Raw genomic sequence first — 20,388 nt, 5'->3', positions numbered from 1 at the left:
GCCCATTGCTTCACGGCTGCGGCCCCTGGAGGATCAGGCGGCCGGCGTCGCGGGGGTCGACGGTGGTGACCGCGCCGGCCTTGCCGAGGATGCCGGGCACCCGCTCGCGGTACAGGCGCAGCAGCAGGCCGGGGTCCTGGCTGGCGGCCAGGCTGGTGATGGTCGCGGTGTCGGCATGGGCCTTGGCCAGGCGCTCGCCGGCCTGGGCGCGGGCCACCTGCAGGGTGCGGTCGGCGGCCTGGGTGGCCGCCTGGGTCTGCCGCGCGGCGTCGTTCTGCGCGCTGGCGACGTTCTGCTCGGCCAACTGGCTGGCGGTGAGCACGGCGTTGAAGGCGCTCACCGCCTCGCGCGGCAGCGAGGACTGCACGTCCACCCGCTCGATCTCGATGCCCAGCCCGCTGCCGGCGGCGGCCAGTGCCGCCAGGCTCTGGTTGACGCCCTGCTGCAGGTCGCCGCGCAGGCGCTCGCGGCGCTCGGCCACGGCGCTGTCGCTGCCGACCAGCTCGGGGCGGGCGACCAGGATGGTGTCCAGGTCGCGGGCCGCGCACACGCTCACGGCGTTGCGCGCCACCAGGCGGTCGAGCGCCGGCAGCACGTGCTCGCCCTGGAGCACGTAGGCGTAGGGGTCGACCACCTTGTAGAACACCCGCACGTCCAGTTGCACGACGCCGGCGTCGCCGGTCAGCAGGTAGCCGGAGCCGGCCGTGGCGTCGTTGACCAGGCTGACGTCGAGGTCGGCCTTCTGCGCCTGGGCCGAGCGCAGCAGGGTTTCCACCCGGCGCTCGATGACGCGCTCGGCCGCCGGCAGCAGCACCACCTGCTCGAAGGGCCGCGGCCAGGCCAGCAGCAGGCCGGGATTGGCGATGCGCTGCAGGGCGCCCATGCGCAGCACCACGGCGCGGCTGTCCGGGCCGATCTCGCGGACGTTGGACAGCGCCCAGCCGAGCGCCGCCAGCAGCGTCACGCCATAGAGCGCGACGAACGCCAGGCGCCCGGCCTGCAGCCAGGGGCTGCCGCCCTCGCCGCGCTCACTCATGCTGCGCACCCGGCTTGGGCGCCGGCAGTTGCGGCGGGCCGTCGACCAGCACGCGGAAGGGCGCCGCGTCGGTGCGCAGGACCAGGCGAGTGCCGGAGTTGACGATGGTGCCCAGGGTATCCAGCGAGCGCAGCAGGTTGTACAGCTCGGGCGAGCCGGCGTAGGCCTTGGCGTAGATGTCCGCCGCCTCGACGCGGGACTGCGCCTCGATGTCGGCGGTCTTGACCGTGGCGTCGGCCTGCAGGATGCGCGCATCGCGCTCGGCGGCGGAGCGGATCTCGGCGGCCTTGCGCTTGCCCTCGGCGGTGCGCTCGGTGGCGATGGTCTCGCGCTCGGCGCGCATGCGGTCGACGGTAGCGCCGAGGGTCACCGAGGGCAGCGTCAGGCGTTCGATGCCCACCTGCAGCACGCGCACGCCGTAGGTGTCGCGCAGGGTCTTGTCGATCTGCCCGCGCAGGCGCTGTTCGAAGTCGGCGATGCGCACCTTGCCGCCGTCGGTGTTCACCAGGTCGGCCAGGTCGAAGCCGCTGGCGGTGGTTTCCAGGGCCGAGCCGACGAAGGTGCGGATCTGCCGCGCCGCCTCGTCGGGCTGGTTCTGCACCGCGCGCATGAAGCGCTGCACGTCGTCCGCGTCGGGCTGCACCTGCCAGGCCACGTAGGCCTGGACGATGATGCGCAGGCCGTCTCGGGTGCCGACGTCCTGCAGGCCGCTGGAGGTGGTGCGCAGGCGCAGGTCCACCGGGATGGCCGCCTCGAACGGCACCGGCAGGCGCCAGGCCAGCCCCGGCTGCAGCAGCACGCGCACCGGGTTGCCGAAGCGGGTGACGACCGTGGCCTCGCCGGAGCGCACCTGCACCAGGCAGGCGGTGGCGGCGGCGAACAGCACCAGCAGCGCGGCCAGGCCGATGCGCCGCCAGGGCAAGGGCCCGGCGCCGCCGTGCTCATGCTCGTGATGGTGATGGCCGTGGTCGTGGTCGTGGTCGTGGTGCGCGTGGTCGTGGCTGTGCGACGAACTCAAGGGGCGAGCTCCTGTTTGGCCGGCTTGCGCGCCGGGTCGAAGGGCGCGGTGAAATAGCCGCGCAGGTCGAGGGTCGGCGCATCGCCGGCGCCCAGTCGATGGTCGATGACCAGGGCGCTGGAATTGCCCAGGCCCTGGCCCAGGCGGGCGAAATACTGTTCCAGCAGGAACGACTGGCCGGCGTCCTGCCAGGCCTTGCGCTCGGCGCCGAAACGCAGGTCAGCGGCCCGCGCCGCGGCCAGCGTCTCGCGGGCGTCGGCATTGGCCTTGTCCACCGCCTGGCTGGCGGCCAGACGGGCCTCGTTGCCCTGCTCGGCGGCCTTGCCGCGCTCGCGGGCGATCAGCGCCTGGGCGGTGATCTGCGCCGCCTGCACGCCATGGTAGGCATTCGCCGCGCCGGCCGGCGGGTGAATGGCCTCGACCACGGTGGCGAGGATTTCCACACCGCTGTGCAACTCATCGAGGTCGGCCTGCACGGCCTTGCCGATGTCCTGCGCCAGGGCCTCGCGCTCGCCGCCGAGGACGCCGTCCAGGGTGCGCGAGGCGAAATCGTGGACCAGCACGCGGCTGGCGGTGCTGCGGATCAGCGCCGGCACGTCGGCGCTGTTGTAGGTCGCCGCCAGGGCCGCGGCATCGTCCAGGCCGATGCGGTAGACGAAACGCACGTCCATGTTGACCACCTGGAAGCTCTGCTTGCCCTCGGCGGCGCTGGCGATCACCTGGGACTTCTCGCTGCGGTGGGAGGCGTCCCACAGGCGGTTGGCGCTGTCCGGCGCGGGACCATCGGCCGGGCCCGGCGGGTCGGCGACGGCGGAATCGCCGGAGGTGGCCAGTTCGTGGATCACGCCGTTCTCCACCGCGATCACCCGCCCGAACGGCCAGGGCAAGCCAACATGCAGGCCCGGCTGCAGCACCGCCTCGGGCTTGCCGAAGCGCTCGTAGACGCCGCGGCCGTCCAGGGACACCTCGTGTATGCCGCTGAGCAGCCAGCCGACCAGCGCCACCAACGCGGCCACCGGCAGGAAGGCGCGACGCATGAAGGCGAACGCCCAGACCTGGCGCAGGTCGATGCCGAAGCGCTGCTGCAGTTCGTCCTGCAGGAACTGCAGCGGCCGCGGCGGCCAGCGCAATTGCCCGGCCACCAGGCTGCGGGCGACCAGGCGCGGCTCCTCACGCTCGCGTTGCGGCAGGAAGGCGGAAAATACTGCGCGCGCCAGCAGCTCCACGGCCACCGCAGCGGGCAGCAAGCCGATCAGCACCAGCAGGCGCACCGGCCAGAGGTTGTCGGCGCTGGCGAACAGCAGGCCGGGCAGCGACAGCAGCTGCACGGCGATGACCAGCCGCAGCAGCGGCGCCAGGGCGGCGGCTTCCGGCCACTGGGCCTCGCCGCTGGCGGCGAAGTGGCGCTCCAGCACCAGCAGGCCGAAGGCGCCCAGCAACAACAGGCCGGCGCCAACATAGGCCGCCTGGCCGAGGTCGGCGCCCGGCAGCGCCAGGCTCCAGCCGGCGCGGATCACCAGCAGCGCGGCGACGCAGAGCCCCGCCAGCCAGAGCGAGCCCGGGCCGATGCGCCGCAGCAGCGAACGGATGCCACGGCCGATGCTGTCGAGGAAGCGGTCATAGGCGCTCAGCGCCTCGGGGGCTAGCGGTTCGTCCGCCGTCTCACGCCCGCCGAACCAGCGCAGCGAAGGCTCCTGTCCCAGGGCGCGCGCCCGCCAGGCGTCGACGCGCCAGGCCGACTGCGCCGCCGCGGCCAGTAGCAGCAAGGCCGCGGCGTTGTTGCACAACAGCGGCAGCCAGGGCGAGCGGGCGGCGAACAGGCCGATGAGAATCGCCAGGAGGAACAGCAGCACGGCCAGCACGCCGCTGCCCAGGGCCAGGGCGAACAGGCGCCGGGCATGCACCGCGGCCTGCTGGAAGCGCGGCAGCGCCTGCAGGTCCTCGCCCGCGGTGTCCAGGTCGACTCGCATCACAACTCCAGAGGCGGCCAGGAGGCCAGCCGGTACATCGGCGCGCAGGGAAACAAAATGTAACCTTATAACAATCGGCGTGAAATTCTCGTCGAGACGCGGCGCAAAGAAAAGCCCCGCCGGCGAATTGCCGCGCTCCCCTGCCCCGTTCTATCTTGGCGGATCGTTCAAATACCGCCGAGGTCCCCCGATGAGCAGCCTGCGCGAATCCCTCGCCCGCTTCCCCCGCCTCGACCTGGTCGGCGCCCCTACCCCACTGGACAAGCTGGAGCGCCTGTCGGCGCAGCTGGGCCGGGAACTCTTCGTCAAGCGCGACGACCTCACCCCGCTGGCCATGGGCGGCAACAAGGTGCGCAAGCTGGAGTACCTCGCCGCCGATGCCCTCGCCGCCGGCGCCGACGTGCTGGTGACCGCTGGCGCCATCCAGTCCAACCACGTGCGTCAGACCGCGGCGCTGGCCGCGCGCCTGGGCCTGGGCTGCCTGGCCCTGCTGGAAAACCCCATCGGCACCGACGACGCCAACTACCTGGGCAACGGCAACCGCCTGCTGCTGGACCTGTTCGGCACCCAGGTGGAAGCAGTCGCCAACCTCGACGACGCCGACGCCCTGCTGCAGGACGCCTGCGAGCGCCTGCGCGCCCAGGGGCGCAAGCCCTACCTGGTGCCCATCGGCGGCTCCAATGCCCTCGGCGCCCTGGGCTACGTGCGCGCCGGCCTGGAGCTGGCCGAGCAGGTGCGCGCCAGCAGCCAGCACTTCGCCGCCGTGGTGCTCGCTTCCGGCAGCGCCGGTACCCATGCCGGACTAGCCCTGGCGCTGGCCGAAGCGCTGCCGGAAACCCCGGTGATCGGCGTCACCGTCTCGCGTCCCGACGTCACCCAGCGGCCCAAGGTGGAAGGCCTGGCGCAACGCACCGCGGACCTGCTCGGCCGGCCGCTGGCAGCGCACTTCGCCGTGCACCTGTGGGACGCCTACTTCGGCCCGCGCTATGGCGAGCCCAACGCCGGCACCCTCGACGCGGTGCGCCTGCTCGCCGCGACCGAGGGCCTGCTGCTGGACCCCGTCTACACCGGCAAGGCCATGGCCGGCCTGCTCGATGGCGTGGCCCACGGCCGCTTCGCCGAAGGCCCGCTGCTGTTCCTGCACACCGGCGGCGCCCCGGCGCTGTTCGCCTACCCGTCGCAGCTGTGAATTCATTCAAGTTATATGAACAGGATATTTCATTATTTTATTGCATAACCATTGACCCCCTATAGTCGCGCAGCCTACTAACCTGCTTGAAACACCAAGAACGAGGGCAACCATGAACTTCTCCATCCTGCGACGCGGTTTCATCTTCGCCGGCCTGACCCTGGCCCTCGGCGCCAGCTTCCTCGGCCAGCAGGCCTCGGCCGACGAGGACCTGCTCAAACAGATCCAGGGCAACGGCGCGATCAAGGTCGGCCTGGAAGGCACCTACCCGCCCTTCAGCTTCGTCGACGAGAACGGCAAGCTGTCCGGCTTCGAAGTGGACTTCGCCGAGCTGCTGGCCAAGGAGCTGGGGGTGAAGGCCAAGTTCCAGCCGACCAAGTGGGATGGCATCCTCGCCGCCCTGGAGTCCAAGCGCCTGGACGTGGTGATCAACCAGGTGACCATCTCCGAGGAGCGCAAGAAGAAGTACGACTTCTCCGAGCCCTACACCGTCTCCGGCATCCAGGCCCTGGTGCGCAAGGGCGACGAAAGCAAGTACGACACGCCCGAGAAGCTCGCCGGGGTGAAGGTTGGCGTGGGCCTGGGCACCAACTACGAGCAGTGGCTGAAGCAGAACGTGCCGCAGGCCGACGTGCGCACCTACGAGGATGACCCGACCAAGTTCCAGGACCTGCGCAGCGGGCGCATCGACGTGATCCTGGTGGACCGCCTGGCCGCCTTCGACATGGTCAACAAGACCAAGGGCGCCATGGCCCTGACCGGCGCGCCCTTCGCCCGCCAGGAAGCCGGCATCGCCCTGCGCAAGGGCAACCCCGAGCTGCTCGGCGCGCTGAACAAGGCCATCGAGAAGTTCAAGGCCGATGGCTCGCTGAAAAAGCTTTCGGAGAAGTGGTTCCAGGCTGACGTCACCCAATGATCGACGAAAGCCTGCAGCTCGCTCTGGATTCCGCGCCCTTCCTGCTCAAGGGCGCGGTCTTTACCGTAGTCCTCAGCATCGGCGGGATGTTCTTCGGTCTGCTGCTGGGGTTCATCCTCGCCCTGGCGCGGCTGTATGGCCACGCGGTGTTCAGCTGGCTGGCGCGCATCTACGTGTCCTTCTTCCGCGGCACGCCGCTGCTGGTGCAGTTGTTCATGATCTACTACGGCCTGCCGCAGCTGGGCCTGGAGCTTGACCCGCTGCCGGCGGCGCTGATCGGCTTCTCGCTGAACATGGCCGCCTACGTCTGCGAGATCCTCCGCGCCGCCATCGGCTCCATCGACCGCGGCCAGTGGGAAGCGGCCTCCAGCATCGGCATGACGCGCGCCCAGACGCTGCGCCGGGTGGTGCTGCCGCAGGCCGCGCGCACCGCCCTGCCGCCGCTGGGCAACAGCTTCATCTCGCTGGTCAAGGACACCGCCCTGGCCGCCACCATCCAGGTGCCGGAACTGTTCCGCCAGGCGCAACTGATCACCGCGCGGACCTTCGAGGTGTTCACCATGTACCTCACCGCCGCGCTCATCTACTGGGTGCTCGCCAGCGTCCTGGCGCACCTGCAGAACCGCCTGGAAGAGCGGGTCAACCGCCATGACCAGGAGCACGAGGCATGATCGAGGTACGCAAGCTCACCAAGCAGTTCCGCGGCCAGGAGGTGCTCAAGGGCATCGACCTGTCGGTCTCGGCCGGCGAGGTGGTGGCGATCATCGGCCCCAGCGGCTCGGGCAAGACCACCCTGCTGCGCTGCCTGAACCTGCTGGAAATCCCCAACGGCGGGACCATCCGCGTCGGCGACATCGAGATCGACGCCTCGCGCCCGCTCAAGCCACAGCAGGGGCTGATCCGCAAGCTGCGCCAGCACGTCGGCTTCGTGTTCCAGAACTTCAACCTGTTCCCCCACCGCACCGCGCTGGAAAACGTCATCGAAGGCCCGGTGATCGTCAAGAAAGAGCCCCGCGACAGCGCCGTGCAACGCGCCCGCCAATTGCTGGCGAAGGTCGGCCTGGCCGGCAAGGAAGACGCCTATCCCAAGCGCCTCTCCGGCGGCCAGCAGCAGCGCGTGGCCATCGCCCGGGCCCTGGCCATGCAGCCGGACGTGATCCTCTTCGACGAACCCACCTCGGCGCTCGACCCGGAACTGGTCGGCGAAGTGCTGGCGACCATCCGCGGCCTGGCCCAGGAAAAGCGCACCATGGTCATCGTCACCCACGAGATGAGCTTCGCCCGCGACGTCGCCAACCGGGCGATCTTCATCGACAAGGGCGTGATCGTCGAACAGGGCGACGCCAAGACGCTGTTCGCCCAGCCCCGCGAGGAACGCACCCGGCAGTTCCTCAGCAAGTTCCTCAACCCAGACCAGGGCCGCACCGAATAAATCAAATAAGTCGATATAAAAGCTCGGATATTTGCGCTTTTATATCGACTCAATCGGGATCAACATAGCCTCTATGAACCGCGCAGGCCGGCCAACTCGCCGGCCCAGCGCCCCAAGAGGACTGATCCCATGATCGAACGCAGACCCTTCGCCCAGCTCGGCGGCGCCCACCACGGCTGGCTCAACGCCAAGCACCACTTCTCCTTCGCCGAGTACTACGACCCCGAGCGCATGAACTGGGGCAACCTGCGCGTCTGGAACGACGACGAGATCGACCCGGGCACCGGCTTCCCGCCGCACCCGCACCGCGAGATGGAAATCATCACCTACGTGCGCCAGGGTGCGATCACCCACCAGGACAGCCTGGGCAACAAGGGCCGCACCGAGGCGGGCGACGTGCAGGTGATGAGCGCCGGCAGCGGCATCGTCCACTCCGAATACAACCTGGAGCAGGACGTGACCAGGATCTTCCAGATCTGGATCCTGCCGACGCAACGCGGCGGCACGCCATCCTGGGGCGCCAAGCCCTTCCCCAAAGGCGACCGCGCCGGCCGCTTCGTGATCCTCGCCAGCGGCGATGAAAACGACGAAGACACCCTGCGCATCCGCGCCGACGGCCGCCTGGCCGCCGCCACCCTGAAAGCCGGCCAGAGCGCCGAATACGCCCTGGGCAGCGACCGCCGCGCCTACCTGGTGCCGGCGGCTGGCAAGGTGGAAGTCAACGGCGTGCTCCTGGAAGCCCGCGACGGCGCGGCCATCGCCGAGGAAGCGGTGGTGAAGGTGACGGCGCTGGAGGACAGCGAGGTGATTCTGGTGGATGTCGCCTGACGGCCAGGGCGAAACGAAAAAGGGCACGCGTTTGCGTGCCCTTTTTCATTCGTCTGGTGGACCGAAGGAGGATCGAACTCCCGACCTCCGCATTGCGAACGCGGCGCTCTCCCAGCTGAGCTATCGGCCCGAGGTAGGCAGAATCTAGCCCAGCCGGCAGCACCAGGCAATGCCCCCTTGCGCAGGCGCTCAGCGCTTGCGACACAGCCCCATGCCGTCGCCCAGCGGCAGCAGCGAATAGTCCACCCGCGCGTCGCTTTTCAGCGCCAGGTTCAATTGCTGGATGGCGCGGGTGTCAGCGCTTTGCGGGTTGGTTTCGAGTACCCGGCCACTCCACAGCACGTTGTCGAAGATCGCCAGGCCGCCCTGGCGCAGCAGGGTCAGGGCGTGTTCCAGGTAGCGTGGGTAGTTGGCCTTGTCGGCGTCGATGAAGGCGATGTCGAAGCTGCCCGCCTGGCCTTCCCTTTCCAGGCCAGCCAGGGTGTCCAGCGCGGGACCCAGGCGCAGTTCGATGCGGGTTTCGACGCCGGCTTCGCGCCAGTAGGACTGCGCCGTGGCGTTGTAGTCGCCGGGGAGGTCGCAGCAGAGGATGTGGCCGTCTTCGGGCAGCGCCTCGGCCATGCACAGGGCGCTGTAGCCAGTGAAGGTGCCCACTTCGAGGATGCGCCGGGCGCCGGTCAGCTTGACCAGCAGGGCGAGGAACTGGCCTTGTTCGGGGGCGATCTGCCAGCGCGCCATGGGCAGGGCGGCGGTTTCCTCGCGCAGGCGCGCCTTCAGCGGGGTGTCGCGCAGGGAGGTGTCGAGCAGGTATTGGTAGAGCGCGTCATCGAGGTTGAGCGTACGGGTGGTCATGGGCCCTCCTGAAGATCAGGGGTGGAGGGCGAGGCTCTGTACCGCGAGGACGCGCTTGGCTTCCAGGAAGGCCCGCTGCCAGTAGGGGCTGTCGAGGCTGTCCAGGCGTACGGTCCCGCCCGTTCTGGGCGCATGCACGAAGCGCCCCTCGCCGACATAGATACCCGCATGGCTGACGTTGCGTCCACCGTTGGTGGCGAAGAACACCAGGTCGCCGCTCTGCAGGCCCTCGCGGCCGATCGCTGGGACGCGCATGCCGATCATCTCGCGGGTGGAGCGCGGCAGTTGCAGGCCGGTGGCATCGCGGTAGACGTAGCCGATCAGGCCGCTGCAGTCGAAACCGCCATCAGGGGTATTGCCACCCCAGCGATAGGGAGTACCCACCAGGCCGATGGCGCGGATCAGCACGTCGTCCGCAGCCTGGGAATCGCCGAAGTTGTTCGAGGGCGCGTAGACCACCGGCGGCGGCGCGGGCGGTGTATGGCTAGCGCAGGCGGCCAGCAGGGAAACGAGTGCGAGGGTGATGATTCGGAGGGAGGTATGCATGTGATGGCATCCCCTGTTCAGGAATGCCATCACTTTGCACCGTCAAACGCTTAAGCGCAATACTTAAAGTAAAACTTTAAGATTAGCGCGTTACCGTCTGTTGTGCCTGGTAACCCGGCTCCAGGACGCGCTTGGCTTCCATGTAGCTCAGGCGCCAGTAGCTGTCGTCCAGGTTGTCCACCCGTACACCACCGCCACGGCGGCTGGCGGAGTGGATGAACTGGCCATCGCCAATATAGATGCCGGCGTGGCTCACACGTCCGCGACCACGGTTGTTGAAGAAGATCAGGTCGCCCGGTTGCAGGTCTTCCTTGGAGACCAGCGGGACGTCCATGGTGATCATCTCGCGCGTGGAACGCGGCAGCTTGATCCCAGCCTCTTCGCGGAACAGGTAGCCGACGAAGCCGCTGCAATCGAAACCGGTTTTCTCCGAACGGCCCCCGAAGCGATACGGCGTGCCGATCAGTTCGAATGCGCGATCCAGAATGCTGGAAACCCGCCCTGACGGGTTCCCGTTATCATTTCCTGCCCCCTCGTCTTCTACATCCGCCAGCGTTGCCTGATGGTGGTCAATCTGAGCCCAGCTGCGGGTGGCCTGCTCTACGGCGACCTGCTGTTGACCCGGCTGGGACTCTGGCGAATGGCTGGCGCAAGCGGCCAGCAGCAAGACGAAACTCATGGGCACGAGGGGTGCGAAGCGTCTAAGCATGGGCACGACCGTGTCTCATTAGTTCCATTAGCGCGCTAATTTGCCCGCTCGATCGAGCCGATGCAAGTTTTTTATCGCGAAATGTGACCTATCAGTTGCGGCAGAATGTCTAAGGCTCGTCCTGCAATTTTTACATCGACCCTCGAACTGAGGTCGGTCGGCGCCGGATTCACCTCGGCGACGAAGCCGCCGGCGGCCCGTGTGCGCAGCACCGGCTCGACGATGTAGGGGAAGCTCGCCGTGGTCCCCACCAGCAGCACGACTTCGAAGCCTTTGCGCAATTCGCCGTAGAGGCTGTCGATCGCCGCCTCCGGCAACATCTCCTCGAACAGCACCACCGGCGGCCTCAGCACACCGCCACAGACCGCGCATTGCGGTGGCAGCGGACGCTGCAGGTGTTCCTCCAGTTCATCGCTCTCGGCCCCGCAGGACTGGCAGAACAGCGGCCGCAATTCGCCGTGGATCTCGATCAGCCGTTCCATCGGCGAACCGGCGCGGCGGTGGAAGCCGTCGATGTTCTGCGTCAGCACCCAGCACTCCGGCTTGCGCCGCTGCAGTTCGGCGATGGCCTCGTGGCCGGCGTTGGGCGCTGCCGCGAGGCAGGCCCGGCCGAGTTGCGCCAGGTACTTCCAGCACAGCGCCGGGTCACGCCGCAGCATGGGCCCGGAGATGGCCGCCTCGATGGCGATGCCCTCCTCGGTCACGCCGTTGTACAGGCCGCCCAGGCCACGGTAGGTGGGCATGCCGGAATCCGCCGAGAGGCCGGCGCCGGTGATCACCAGGATGCGTTCGGCGGCCTGCACGGCTTGGACGAGCGCGGCCATTGATGAGTCCATGGGCGGGTTCCTGTCAGGCCAGCGTGTCGCCGGCGGGTGGGTACTGTACGGCGAGGCGCTGCAGGCGCCCCAGCAGCGTCGTCCGTGGGATGCGCAGGCTGGCGGCGGCCTGCGAGAGGTTGCCCCGCGCCCGGCGCAAGGCCTCTTCTATCAGCTTGCGCTCCTGTTCCGCCAGCCTCTCGCGCAGGCCCAGCGCCGGCGGCTCGTCTCCGGCCACCGCCATGTCCCGCGGCTCCTCATCGGCGAAGACCACTTCGTCGAGCACCGGTCCGCCCTGGCCATGCAACAGCAGGCTGCGGCGGATCACGTTTTCCAGCTGGCGCACGTTGCCCGGCCAGGCGCAGGCCTGCAGGCGCGCCAACGCCCGCGGCCCCAGGGCCGTCACCCGCGGGTTCAGGCTGCGCGCGTCGCGGCGCACGAAGGCCCGGGCCAGCAATTCGACGTCAGCCGGGCGTTCGCGCAGCGGCGGAATACTCAGGCAACCGACCTCCAGCCGGTAGTAGAGATCCTCGCGCAGGCGCCCCTCGGCGATCGCCTGGCGCGGCGCCTGGTTGCTCGCGGCGACCAGGCGCACGTCCGCGCGCAACGGCCGCAGGCCGCCCAGCGGCAGATAACTGCCGTCCTGGAGCACGCGCAGCAGCTTGCTCTGCAGGGCCATGGGCATGGAGTTGATCTCGTCGAGGAACAGCGTGCCGCCTTCGGCCAGGGCGAACATGCCCTTGCGGTTCTCGGCGCCGGTGAAGGCACCGCGAGTGGTGCCGAACAGGGTGCTCTCCAGCAGCGTCTCGGGGATGGCCGCGCAGTTCAGGCTGATCATCGGGCCGCTGCGCCGCGGGCTGAGGGCGTGGGCGCGGCGGGCGAAGAGTTCCTTGCCGGTGCCGGTCTCGCCATGGATCAACAGCGGCAGGTCGGTCACGGCGAAGATATCCAGACGCTGCAACTGCCGCTGCAGGCCGGGGGTGACGCTGAGTATCGGCGGGCAGTCCGGTTCGTCGTCCGTTGCGGCGCATTCCGCCACCACCTCGCCCACCTCCATCGCCCCGAGCAACTGGCCGCCGCGGCCATGCAGCGGGATCGCCCGGTGCCGGTACTGCAGCAGCTCGCCGCCGGCGCCGACATAGGCCTGCAACGTGTCGATGGACGGCCGCTCCTGGGCCAGGCAGCGTAGCAAAGTGCTCTGTTCCGCTTGCAGCCAGGGCGCGCTCTGCAGCACGTGCATGCCCAGCGCCTGCCGTGGGTCGAGGCCGTCGAGCAGGCCGCTGGCCTGGTTGTAGTAGACGAAGCGCCCCTGGGTGTCGACCACCGTGACCGGTTGCCGCAGCCCATCGAAGATCGGCGCCAGGCTGTCCACCAGCCAGCGCAATTCGTCCTTTTCCGTAGGAACCGTCGCATTCTCGACAACAACCATGGCAGCCCAGCCTTTTATATCCGTCCGGTTTTCGACAACTGTCCCAGTTTCGACGAAAGCGCGCGAGCCCGCCCCGCTGCGGGTCAACGCCAGGCCAGGAAAACCGTCTGCGGCACGCCGGCCCGCCTGGCGCACGCCTTGCAACGCGGCAAGCATCCACCTGCAAGAGGAAATGCCATGTTCAAGCACATCATCGCCCGCACCCCGGCCAGCAGCCTGGTCGACGGCCTGACCTCCAGCCACCTGGGCAAACCGGACTTCGCCAGGGCCCTGGAGCAGCACAACGCCTACATCCGCGCGCTGCAGACCTGCGACGTGGACATCACCCTGCTGCCGCCGGACGAGCGCTTCCCCGACTCGGTGTTCGTCGAGGACCCGGTGCTCTGCACCCCGCGCTGCGCCATCATCACCCGCCCCGGCGCCGAGTCGCGGCGCGGCGAGACCGCGATCATCGAGGAGACCATCCAGCGCTTCTATCCGGGCAAGGTCGAGCGCATCGAGGCGCCCGGCACAGTGGAAGCCGGCGACATCATGATGGTCGGCGAGCACTTCTACATCGGCGAATCGGCGCGGACCAACGCCGAGGGCGCCCGGCAGATGATCGCCCTCCTCGCCAAGCACGGCTTCACCGGCTCGGTGGTGCGCCTGGAGAAGGTGCTGCACCTGAAGACCGGGCTGGCCTACCTGGAACACGGCAACCTGCTGGCTGCCGGCGAGTTCATCGACAAGCCGGAGTTCCAGCACCTGAACATCGTCGAGATCCCCGAGGAGGAGGCCTACGCGGCCAACTGCATCTGGGTCAACGAACGGGTGATCATGCCCGCCGGCTACCCGCGCACGCGGCAGAAGATCGCCGACCTCGGCTACCAGGTGATCGAGGTCGACACCTCCGAGTACCGCAAGATCGACGGCGGCGTCAGCTGCATGTCCCTGCGCTTCTGAACGGCCGCTCCAGCGGCGGGCCTCCCGGCCCGTCGCGCCGGCGCGGGCCCCCTCCCCTGCGCCGGTGTCATGCGTGGCGGCAAGTGCCGCCACGCCACCGGTTGCCGTCTCGGAGGCACAAGATGTCGATTTCGGATAAAGGAAAACTCGGCCTGCCGGCGCTGACCGCCCTGGTGGTGGGCGGCATCATCGGCAGCGGTATCTTCAGCCTGCCGCAGAACATGGCCGAAGGCGCCGGCGCCGGGGCCATTCTCATCGCCTGGGGCATCACCTTCGTCGGCATGCTGACGCTGACGCGGGTCTTCCAGTGGCTGTCGACCACCTGCCCGGAACTGGACGACGGCGTCTACGGCTACGCCCGCGAGGGCTTCGGCGAGTACCTGGGCTTCAATGCCGCCTGGGGCTACTGGATTTCCGCCTGGGTCGGCAACGCCGGCTACCTCGTCGTGCTGTTCAGCGCCCTGGGTTCGTTCGGCGCGCTGGCCTTCTTCGGCGACGGCACCACCTGGCCGGCGCTGCTCGGCGAGCTGGCGGTGCTCTGGCTGATGCACGCCTTCGTCCTGCACGGGGTGCACAACGCGGCCATCACCAACGCCATCGTCACTCTGGCCAAGGTGGTGCCCATCGCCCTGTTCATCCTCTGCGTCGCCCTGGCCTTCCGCGTCGAGGTGTTCCGCCTGGACTTCTGGGGCAGCCCGGCGCTGGGCAGCATCACCCGCCAGGTGGAAACCACCATGCTGTACACCGTGTGGGTCTTCCTCGGCATCGAAAGCGCCACCGTCTATGCCAGCCACGCGCGGCGCGCGGCCGACGTCAGCCGGGCCACCCTGCTCGGCTTCGTCATCACCCTGCTGTTACTGGTCTGCGTCTCGGTGCTGTCGCTGGGGGTGGTGCCGCAGCACGAGCTGGCGCAGATGAAGAACCCGTCGATGGCCCAGGTGATGGCCGCGGCCGTGGGCCCCTGGGGGGCCACGCTGATCAACGTCGGCCTGATCGTTTCGGTGGGCGGCGCCCTGCTGGCCTGGACCATGCTGGCGGTGGAGATGCTCTACCTGGCCAGCCGCGGCGAAGGGCACACCGCGCCGGCGCTGTTCGGCAGGACCAACGACGTGGAGACGCCGGCCCCGGCGCTGTGGCTGACCAACGCGCTGATCTCGGCGCTGCTGCTGGTCGCCTTCCTCAACGCCTCCGGCTACAACGCGCTGATCCAGTTGGCCACCTCGATGGCGCTGATCCCCTACCTGCTGTGCGCCGGTTTCTGCCTCAAGCGCGTGCTGCGGCAGCCGAGCCCGGCGCTGCTGGCGATGGCGACGCTGGGCACGCTCTATGGCTTCTGGCTGCTGTATGCCGCCGGACTGAAGTACCTGCTGCTGTCGATGATTCTCTACGCCCCGGGACTGGGCTTCTTCATCCACGCCCGACGCCAGCGCGGCCTCGCGGCCTTCGGCAACGCCGGGGAGCGGGCGCTGGGCGCGCTGGTGCTGGTCCTGGCGCTGACCGCGCTGTGGATGGTCGGCAGCGGCCGCCTGGGGCTCTAGTGGTTGACGGTGTACGACAGCATCATCGAGAGCTGGCACAGCGGCCGGCCGCTCTGTTCGTGCCAGGCGTTGAAGGCGGCCTGCACGGCAGCGAGGTCCTTCTGGCTGGTGGGCGCCTTGTCGACGATTTCCTGGGCCTTGAGCGCGGCGACCACGTCATCGCTGGGGATGAAGGTGTCCTTGCCGGCCATGCGCAGGAAGCGCGGCGCCGACAGCCCGCCGAGCTGGTTGCCGCGCTTGGCCAGCAGCTTCCACAGGCCGACGATGTCGGTCACCGGCCAGTCCGCCAGCAGCTTGCCGAAGCTGCCATGCTCATGGGCGATGTCGAGGATCATCTGGGCGTTGCGCGGCACGCTCTTGAGCTTGCCCAGGTGGCGGATCAGGCGGGTGTCCTGCATCAGGTTCTCCAGGCGCTCGCCGCCCATGAGCACCACCTTCTGCGGGTCGAAGCCGAAGAACACTTCCTCGAAGGCCGGCCACTTGGCGTCCACCAGGCTGTGCTTGAGGCCGGCGCGGAAGATGCGCAGGCTGATCAGCGACAGGTAGCGGTCATCGCTCACCGCGGCCAGTTCGGCCGGGCTCTTGGGCTGCGGCAGGCGCGCTTCCAGCGCCGCCGCCGAGCCGAAGCGGTTCAGGCAGTATTCGTGCAGCCATTGGTAGTCGCGCATCGCCCTTCCTTTATTACAGGTTCATCACGTCGACGAAGCGCGGCGTGGCGTTGTCGTCGATACGCAGGCTGGCGAAGTCGAACAGGTTGCGGTCGGCCAGTTGCGAGGGCACCACGTTCTGCAAGGCGCGGAACATGATCTCGGTGCGGCCGGGGGTCTTGCGCTCCCATTCCAGCAGCATTTCCTTGACCACCTGGCGCTGCAGGTTCTCCTGCGAACCGCAGAGGTTGCAGGGGATGATCGGGAATTCCTTGAGTACCGAGTAGGCCTCGATGTCCTTCTCGTTGCAGTAGGCCAGCGGGCGTATCACCACGTTGCGCCCGTCGTCGGACAGCAGCTTGGGCGGCATGGCCTTGAGGGTGCCGCCGTAGAACATGTTGAGGAAGAAGGTCTCGAGGATGTCGTCGCGGTGGTGCCCCAGCGCCATCTTGGTCGCGCCGATCTCGTCGGCGTAGGTGTAGAGCGTGCCGCGGCGCAGGCGCGAGCACAGCGAGCAGGTGGTCTTGCCCTCGGGGATCTTCTCCTTCACCACCGAGTAGGTGTCCTTCTCGATGATGTGGTACTGCACGCCGATGGACTCCAGGTAGGCCGGCAGCACATGCTCGGGGAAGCCGGGCTGCTTCTGGTCCATGTTGACCGCGACGATCTCGAACTTGATCGGCGCGACTTTCTGCAGGTACAGCAGGACGTCGAGCAGGGTGTAGCTGTCCTTGCCGCCGGACAGGCAGACCATGACCTTGTCGCCGTCCTCGATCATGTTGAAGTCGGCGATGGCCTCGCCGACCTGGCGGCGCAGGCGTTTCTGCAGTTTGTTCTGGTTGACCGAAAGGGTGCTGGCCATGGTGCTGTGGAATCCGGGGGGAAGACGAAAAGCTGGTTATTTTACGCGCACCCCGCCTTCATCGGTAGCCTGATGCTAGGCTCATGCCCATGACTCCCGACCTCGACGCCCGCCTCGACCTCGCCGGGCAGTTGCTCGAACTGCTGCGCGAGGCCCCTGAAGGCCTTTCCGAATATCAGTTGATCCAGCAACTGAAGGCGCGGCATTCCACCCATGTCCCGCACCTGCCGCTGCTGGACAAGCTGGTGCTGTTCCGCACCCACTTCCTGGTGTTCAATGCCCTCTACCGCCTGCGCGATGAGCTTTGCGCCGAAGAGGCCGGCTTCCTGCAGATCGGCCCGTTGCAGATCCGCCTGCTGCCCTGGCAACCCGGCGCGCCGGGCCTGGTGGAGAGCGACCCGCTGCGCGACTACTACCTGGACGAAAGCAACCTGCGCGACACCACCGAGCGCGACGTGGAGAAGCTGCTGGAGAGCTTCTGGACGCGCATGCAGGGCGACGGCGAGAAGGCCGCCGCGCTGGCCCTGTTCGAACTGGAGGACGGCCCGGTGGACTACGCGCTGATCAAGCTGCGCTACCGCCAGTTGGTCAGCCAGCACCACCCGGACCGCGGCGGCAGCACCACGCGCCTGCAGTCGATCAACAAGGCGATGGAAATTCTCGAGCGCTATTACAGCCGCCCATGAAGCTCCGATTTGCTCTAACCCCAGGCAGGACGCGGCCTTCGGGGCTTTCCTATACTGCGACACAAGGTCGCACGAGTCTGACGGGCACCGGAAGGCGCTGGCCATGCGTCCCCGGCGCGGCGCTGGGAGGCGGCCTGCATAATAACGAGGAGGTTGCCGAGATGATCCATCATGTGTGGGGGCTCTTCACCCATCCCGATCAGGAATGGCAGGAAATCCGCGGCGAAGAAGAAAGCATCAGCCACATGTACCTGACCCATGTGCTGATATTGGCTGCCATCCCGGTCATCTGCGCCTACATTGGCACCACCCAGGTGGGTTGGGTGCTGGGCAGCGCAGGACCGGTCAAGTTGACACCGGCGAGCGCAATCCAGCTCACCGTGCTCACCTACGTGGCGATGCTCGCCGGCGTCGCCGTCATGGGCGCCTTCATCCACTGGATGGCGCGCACCTACGACGCCACCCCGAGCATGACCCAGTGCATCGTGTTCGCCGCCTACACGGCGACCCCGCTGTTCATCGGCGGCGTGGCCGCGCTCTACCCGCACCTGTGGCTGGGCATGGTCATCGGCACCGCGGCGATCTGCTACACGGTCTACCTGCTCTACGTCGGCATCCCGACCTTCATGAACATTCCCAGGGACGAAGGCTTCCTGTTCTCCAGCTCGGTGCTGGCGGTGGGCTTGGTGGTGCTGGTGGCGATGATCGCGCTGTCGGTGATCCTCTGGGGGAGCGGGGTGGGGCCGGAATATACCTGAACCTCGGCAAGCGAACGCAGACCGGGCCCTGGGGGCCCGGTTTTCGTTTTTTGGGGTTTGGTTTCTGGCTTGGCCACAGAGCGTTGTCGAAGTCCGCCCCTCTCCCTAACCCTCTCCCTGAAGGGAGAGGGGACCGTTCCGTGTGCTCGGATGTTTCGGTGTCAGCCGGAAGCGAAGTTACAGGTTGAAACCATGCCCATCAGCCGGTACGGACAAGCCCCCTCTCCCTTCAGGGCGGGGCGCGCAGCCGAGGGCTGGGGAGAGGGCGCTCTTGAACCTGGCACCTACGCCGCCGGCAAACTCCGTTCGCGAGCAAGCTCGCTCCTACGCAGAGCAACCTGCCAGCCTTGCCTGAAACTCCCTGCCGCTTGCCTGAACCTGCACGGCAGACGAGCGGCCTGCACAACGCCCGCGGCTCCGGCATAATCGGCAGCCGTCGGAGAAAATACTGTATGCCCGAACAGCTCAACGCCCGTGTCGAAGCCTGCTACCAGTTGGCGGAAAGCTTCTTCCAGCGCCGCTTCCCGCGTCCGGAAGTGAGCTTCCGCCTGCGCGGGCAGAAGGCCGGGGTGGCGCACCTGGACGAGAACCTGCTGCGCTTCAACCCCCAGCTCTACCGCGAGAACCGCGAGCACTTCCTCAAGCAGACCGTGGCCCACGAGGTCGCCCACCTGATCGCGCACCAGATGTTCGGCCCGCGCATCCGCCCCCATGGCGAGGAGTGGCAGTTGATCATGCGCGGCGTCTACGGCCTGCCGCCGGACCGCTGCCACACCTACGAGATCAAGCGGCGCCGCGCCACGCGCTACATCTACCGCTGCCGCTGCGACGAGAACCCCGACTTCCCCTTCTCCGCCCAGCGCCACAACCTGGTGGCCCAGGGCCGCCGCTACTACTGCCGGCGCTGCCGCACCACCCTGGTGTTCACCGGGGAAGTGGTCCGCGAGTAGCTTCAGCCCACCGCGCCCGCGGCTTTCAGCGCCGCCACCTGCTCGTCGCTATAGCCCAGTTCGGCCAGGACCTCGGCACTGTGCGCCCCCGCCGCCACGCCTATGTGCTTCGGCGCCGGCAGGCCGGCGGAGAAGCGGATCGGACAGGCCATCTGCCGCTGGCTGCGGCCATCGCCGCGGGGCACTTCGGTGACCAGGCCGCGGGCCTGGATCTGCGGGTGCTCCACCGCTTCGGATAGCGGCAGCATAGGTTCCACGCAGGCGTCCACGGCGGCGAAACGTTCGCACCAGTCGGCGAAATCGCGCCTCTCGAACTCGATGGCGATCTCGCGCTTGAGCAGCCGCTGGTCCTCGGCCTTGGGCGACAGGCCGCGGGCGGCCAGCTCCGGGCGGCCGATGGCGGTGCAGAACTGCTGCATGAACTGCGGCTCCAGGCTGCCGACGGAGAACCAGCGGCCGTCGCGGGTGCGGTAGTAGTCGTAGAAGCTGCCGCCGTTCAGCGCCTGGGCCTCCATGCCCGGCTCAACGCCGCAGGCCAGGTAGCCGGCACCGGCCATGCCGTTCAGGCTGAAGGCGCAGTCGGTCATGCTGACGTCCACCTGCTGGCCTTCGCCGGTCTGCTGGCGGTGGATGACTGCAGCGAGCAAGCCCATCACCCCGTGCAACGAGCCGCCGGCGATATCCGCCAGTTGCACGCCCAGGGGCAGCGGACCGGTGTCCTTGCGCCCGGTGTAGCTGGCAACACCGGCCAGGGCCAGGTAGTTGATGTCGTGCCCGGCGCGGTCGCGGTAGGGCCCGGTCTGGCCGTAGCCGGTGATGGAGACGTAGATCAGCTTCGGGTTGATGGCCTTGAGCGCCTCGTAGCCGACACCCAGCTTGTCCATGACGCCGGGACGGAACTGTTCCAGGACGATGTCGTACTCGCGCACCAGTTGCTTCACCACCTCCACCGCCTCGGGCCGCTTCAGGTCCAGGGCGATGCTGCGCTTGTTGCGGTTGAGGTAGGCGTGGCTGGCCGAGACGCCGTCGTCATGGGGCGGCAGCACGCGCACCAGATCCATGCGCGTGGGCGATTCCACCCGCAGCACCTGGGCGCCCATGTCGGCCAGCAGCAGCGAGGCGAAGGGCCCCGGCAGCAGGGTGGAGAAGTCGAGGACTTTCAGCGAGGCGAGCGGGCCTTTCATGGGGAACTCCTGGATGTGGTTTTCTGGATCCCCGCGTTCGCGGGGAAGACGCTGTCCGTGAACGGGCCTTCCCCGTCATTC

At 68.1% G+C, this 20,388-nt stretch carries 21 protein-coding genes and 1 tRNA gene; 10 read left to right on the top strand and 12 right to left on the bottom strand.

The genetic code is table 11. The features are described 5' to 3' along the window. Positions 1–10 precede the first annotated feature (10 nt). The 3 genes from hflK (M8R19_RS23230) to hflK (M8R19_RS23220) are packed head-to-tail and all read right to left on the bottom strand — an operon-like array spanning position 11 to position 4,024. Complete coding sequence (hflK, locus tag M8R19_RS23230) at positions 11–1,036, bottom strand: protease modulator HflK (protein ID WP_249919039.1); 1,026 nt, start codon at positions 1,034–1,036, stop codon at positions 11–13. After that, positions 1,029–2,054, bottom strand: coding sequence for a protease modulator HflC (gene hflC / locus M8R19_RS23225; RefSeq protein WP_249919038.1), 1,026 nt, complete (start codon positions 2,052–2,054; stop codon positions 1,029–1,031). Before hflC ends, hflK (M8R19_RS23230) begins: the two co-directional genes overlap by 8 nt. Beyond that, positions 2,051–4,024: a protease modulator HflK gene (gene hflK / locus M8R19_RS23220; protein WP_249919037.1), complete on the bottom strand. Its 1,974-nt coding sequence runs from the start codon at positions 4,022–4,024 to the stop codon at positions 2,051–2,053. Before hflK (M8R19_RS23220) ends, hflC begins: the two co-directional genes overlap by 4 nt. A 190-nt stretch (positions 4,025–4,214) precedes the next feature. On the opposite strand from hflK (M8R19_RS23220), the gene M8R19_RS23215 reads away from it, so the two are divergent. From M8R19_RS23215 to M8R19_RS23195, 5 genes are all read left to right on the top strand, one after another. Beyond that, a complete protein-coding gene (locus M8R19_RS23215; RefSeq protein ID WP_249919036.1) occupies positions 4,215–5,213 on the top strand; it encodes a D-cysteine desulfhydrase in 999 nt (332 codons plus the stop codon). Between the two features lie 112 nt (positions 5,214–5,325). After that, a complete protein-coding gene (gene tcyJ / locus M8R19_RS23210) occupies positions 5,326–6,129 on the top strand; it encodes a cystine ABC transporter substrate-binding protein (protein WP_074976474.1) in 804 nt (267 codons plus the stop codon). Further along, positions 6,129–6,800 carry a cystine ABC transporter permease gene (gene tcyL / locus M8R19_RS23205; protein ID WP_249920214.1) on the top strand — a complete coding sequence of 224 codons (672 nt, stop codon included), beginning with the start codon at positions 6,129–6,131 and terminating at the stop codon, positions 6,798–6,800. The genes tcyJ and tcyL overlap by 1 nt, the downstream gene beginning before the upstream one ends. Beyond that, positions 6,797–7,561: an L-cystine ABC transporter ATP-binding protein TcyN gene (gene tcyN / locus M8R19_RS23200; RefSeq protein ID WP_249919035.1), complete on the top strand. Its 765-nt coding sequence runs from the start codon at positions 6,797–6,799 to the stop codon at positions 7,559–7,561. The genes tcyL and tcyN overlap by 4 nt, the downstream gene beginning before the upstream one ends. 129 nt (positions 7,562–7,690) lie before the next feature. Further along, positions 7,691–8,389 (top strand): pirin family protein, encoded by a 699-nt coding sequence (locus M8R19_RS23195; protein WP_064582273.1) that lies wholly within the window; start codon positions 7,691–7,693, stop codon positions 8,387–8,389. A 54-nt stretch (positions 8,390–8,443) separates the two neighbouring features. Here the strand turns inward: M8R19_RS23195 and M8R19_RS23190 are convergent. The 6 genes from M8R19_RS23190 to M8R19_RS23165 form a co-directional block, all read right to left on the bottom strand. Next, positions 8,444–8,519: transfer RNA gene (locus M8R19_RS23190), tRNA-Ala, on the bottom strand. A 59-nt stretch (positions 8,520–8,578) separates the two neighbouring features. After that, the gene (locus M8R19_RS23185; protein WP_074976496.1) at positions 8,579–9,241 is read right to left on the bottom strand and encodes a class I SAM-dependent methyltransferase; all 663 of its coding nucleotides are present in this window, start codon (positions 9,239–9,241) and stop codon (positions 8,579–8,581) included. A 15-nt stretch (positions 9,242–9,256) separates the two neighbouring features. Continuing rightward, entirely contained in the window at positions 9,257–9,787 is a 531-nt protein-coding gene (locus tag M8R19_RS23180) for a C40 family peptidase (protein WP_249919034.1), read from the bottom strand. Between the two features lie 82 nt (positions 9,788–9,869). Further along, positions 9,870–10,502, bottom strand: a complete 633-nt coding sequence (locus M8R19_RS23175) for a C40 family peptidase (protein WP_089391873.1) — start codon at positions 10,500–10,502, stop codon at positions 9,870–9,872. A 65-nt stretch (positions 10,503–10,567) separates the two neighbouring features. Next, the gene (locus M8R19_RS23170; RefSeq protein ID WP_249919033.1) at positions 10,568–11,332 is read right to left on the bottom strand and encodes an NAD-dependent deacylase; all 765 of its coding nucleotides are present in this window, start codon (positions 11,330–11,332) and stop codon (positions 10,568–10,570) included. Positions 11,333–11,345: 13 nt separating this feature from the next. Next, positions 11,346–12,740, bottom strand: a complete 1,395-nt coding sequence (locus M8R19_RS23165) for a sigma-54 interaction domain-containing protein (protein ID WP_249919032.1) — start codon at positions 12,738–12,740, stop codon at positions 11,346–11,348. 177 nt (positions 12,741–12,917) lie between these two features. Between M8R19_RS23165 and ddaH the strand changes: the two genes are divergently transcribed. Continuing rightward, entirely contained in the window at positions 12,918–13,682 is a 765-nt protein-coding gene (gene ddaH / locus M8R19_RS23160; RefSeq protein ID WP_249919031.1) for a dimethylargininase, read from the top strand. 122 nt (positions 13,683–13,804) lie between these two features. Next, complete coding sequence (locus M8R19_RS23155) at positions 13,805–15,220, top strand: basic amino acid/polyamine antiporter (protein ID WP_249919030.1); 1,416 nt, start codon at positions 13,805–13,807, stop codon at positions 15,218–15,220. Here the strand turns inward: M8R19_RS23155 and M8R19_RS23150 are convergent. Both M8R19_RS23150 and ttcA read right to left on the bottom strand, forming a co-directional pair. After that, positions 15,217–15,888: a DNA-3-methyladenine glycosylase I gene (locus M8R19_RS23150; protein ID WP_043314198.1), complete on the bottom strand. Its 672-nt coding sequence runs from the start codon at positions 15,886–15,888 to the stop codon at positions 15,217–15,219. The genes M8R19_RS23155 and M8R19_RS23150 overlap by 4 nt on opposite strands. Positions 15,889–15,901: 13 nt before the next feature. After that, on the bottom strand, positions 15,902–16,729 hold the full coding sequence (gene ttcA / locus M8R19_RS23145; RefSeq protein ID WP_074976512.1) for a tRNA 2-thiocytidine(32) synthetase TtcA: 828 nt from the start codon (positions 16,727–16,729) through the stop codon (positions 15,902–15,904). Positions 16,730–16,818: 89 nt separating this feature from the next. Here ttcA and M8R19_RS23140 point away from each other — a divergent pair, with 89 nt between their 5' ends. The 3 genes from M8R19_RS23140 to M8R19_RS23130 all read left to right on the top strand — a co-directional run bounded on the left by M8R19_RS23140 (position 16,819) and on the right by M8R19_RS23130 (position 19,123). After that, positions 16,819–17,415: a DNA-J related domain-containing protein gene (locus tag M8R19_RS23140; RefSeq protein ID WP_043268005.1), complete on the top strand. Its 597-nt coding sequence runs from the start codon at positions 16,819–16,821 to the stop codon at positions 17,413–17,415. A gap of 161 nt (positions 17,416–17,576) precedes the next feature. Beyond that, complete coding sequence (locus tag M8R19_RS23135; RefSeq protein ID WP_249919029.1) at positions 17,577–18,173, top strand: Yip1 family protein; 597 nt, start codon at positions 17,577–17,579, stop codon at positions 18,171–18,173. A gap of 452 nt (positions 18,174–18,625) precedes the next feature. Continuing rightward, on the top strand, positions 18,626–19,123 hold the full coding sequence (locus M8R19_RS23130) for a SprT family zinc-dependent metalloprotease (RefSeq protein WP_009618490.1): 498 nt from the start codon (positions 18,626–18,628) through the stop codon (positions 19,121–19,123). Between the two features lie 2 nt (positions 19,124–19,125). On the opposite strand, the gene M8R19_RS23125 is transcribed toward M8R19_RS23130, so the two are convergent. Continuing rightward, positions 19,126–20,307 (bottom strand): CaiB/BaiF CoA transferase family protein, encoded by a 1,182-nt coding sequence (locus tag M8R19_RS23125; RefSeq protein ID WP_249919028.1) that lies wholly within the window; start codon positions 20,305–20,307, stop codon positions 19,126–19,128. Positions 20,308–20,388: the final 81 nt, after the last annotated feature.

The organism is Pseudomonas sp. R3.Fl, assembly GCF_023516765.1.
GTDB lineage: Bacteria > Pseudomonadota > Gammaproteobacteria > Pseudomonadales > Pseudomonadaceae > Pseudomonas > Pseudomonas citronellolis.
This window is presented reverse-complemented; position numbering and strand designations above follow the sequence as displayed.

Bases quoted from the DNA above. Each gene is read 5' to 3' on its own strand.
- hflK (WP_249919039.1), bottom strand. From the start codon at position 1,036: ATGAGTGAGCGCGGCGAGGGCGGCAGCCCCTGGCTGCAGGCCGGGCGC.
- hflK (WP_249919037.1), bottom strand. From the start codon at position 4,024: ATGCGAGTCGACCTGGACACCGCGGGCGAGGACCTGCAGGCGCTGCCG.
- M8R19_RS23215 (WP_249919036.1), top strand. From the start codon at position 4,215: ATGAGCAGCCTGCGCGAATCCCTCGCCCGCTTCCCCCGCCTCGACCTG.
- tcyJ (WP_074976474.1), top strand. From the start codon at position 5,326: ATGAACTTCTCCATCCTGCGACGCGGTTTCATCTTCGCCGGCCTGACC.
- tcyN (WP_249919035.1), top strand. From the start codon at position 6,797: ATGATCGAGGTACGCAAGCTCACCAAGCAGTTCCGCGGCCAGGAGGTG.
- M8R19_RS23195 (WP_064582273.1), top strand. From the start codon at position 7,691: ATGATCGAACGCAGACCCTTCGCCCAGCTCGGCGGCGCCCACCACGGC.
- M8R19_RS23185 (WP_074976496.1), bottom strand. From the start codon at position 9,241: ATGACCACCCGTACGCTCAACCTCGATGACGCGCTCTACCAATACCTG.
- M8R19_RS23180 (WP_249919034.1), bottom strand. From the start codon at position 9,787: ATGCATACCTCCCTCCGAATCATCACCCTCGCACTCGTTTCCCTGCTG.
- M8R19_RS23170 (WP_249919033.1), bottom strand. From the start codon at position 11,332: ATGGACTCATCAATGGCCGCGCTCGTCCAAGCCGTGCAGGCCGCCGAA.
- M8R19_RS23165 (WP_249919032.1), bottom strand. From the start codon at position 12,740: ATGGTTGTTGTCGAGAATGCGACGGTTCCTACGGAAAAGGACGAATTG.
- ddaH (WP_249919031.1), top strand. From the start codon at position 12,918: ATGTTCAAGCACATCATCGCCCGCACCCCGGCCAGCAGCCTGGTCGAC.
- M8R19_RS23155 (WP_249919030.1), top strand. From the start codon at position 13,805: ATGTCGATTTCGGATAAAGGAAAACTCGGCCTGCCGGCGCTGACCGCC.
- M8R19_RS23150 (WP_043314198.1), bottom strand. From the start codon at position 15,888: ATGCGCGACTACCAATGGCTGCACGAATACTGCCTGAACCGCTTCGGC.
- ttcA (WP_074976512.1), bottom strand. From the start codon at position 16,729: ATGGCCAGCACCCTTTCGGTCAACCAGAACAAACTGCAGAAACGCCTG.
- M8R19_RS23140 (WP_043268005.1), top strand. From the start codon at position 16,819: ATGACTCCCGACCTCGACGCCCGCCTCGACCTCGCCGGGCAGTTGCTC.
- M8R19_RS23135 (WP_249919029.1), top strand. From the start codon at position 17,577: ATGATCCATCATGTGTGGGGGCTCTTCACCCATCCCGATCAGGAATGG.
- M8R19_RS23130 (WP_009618490.1), top strand. From the start codon at position 18,626: ATGCCCGAACAGCTCAACGCCCGTGTCGAAGCCTGCTACCAGTTGGCG.
- M8R19_RS23125 (WP_249919028.1), bottom strand. From the start codon at position 20,307: ATGAAAGGCCCGCTCGCCTCGCTGAAAGTCCTCGACTTCTCCACCCTG.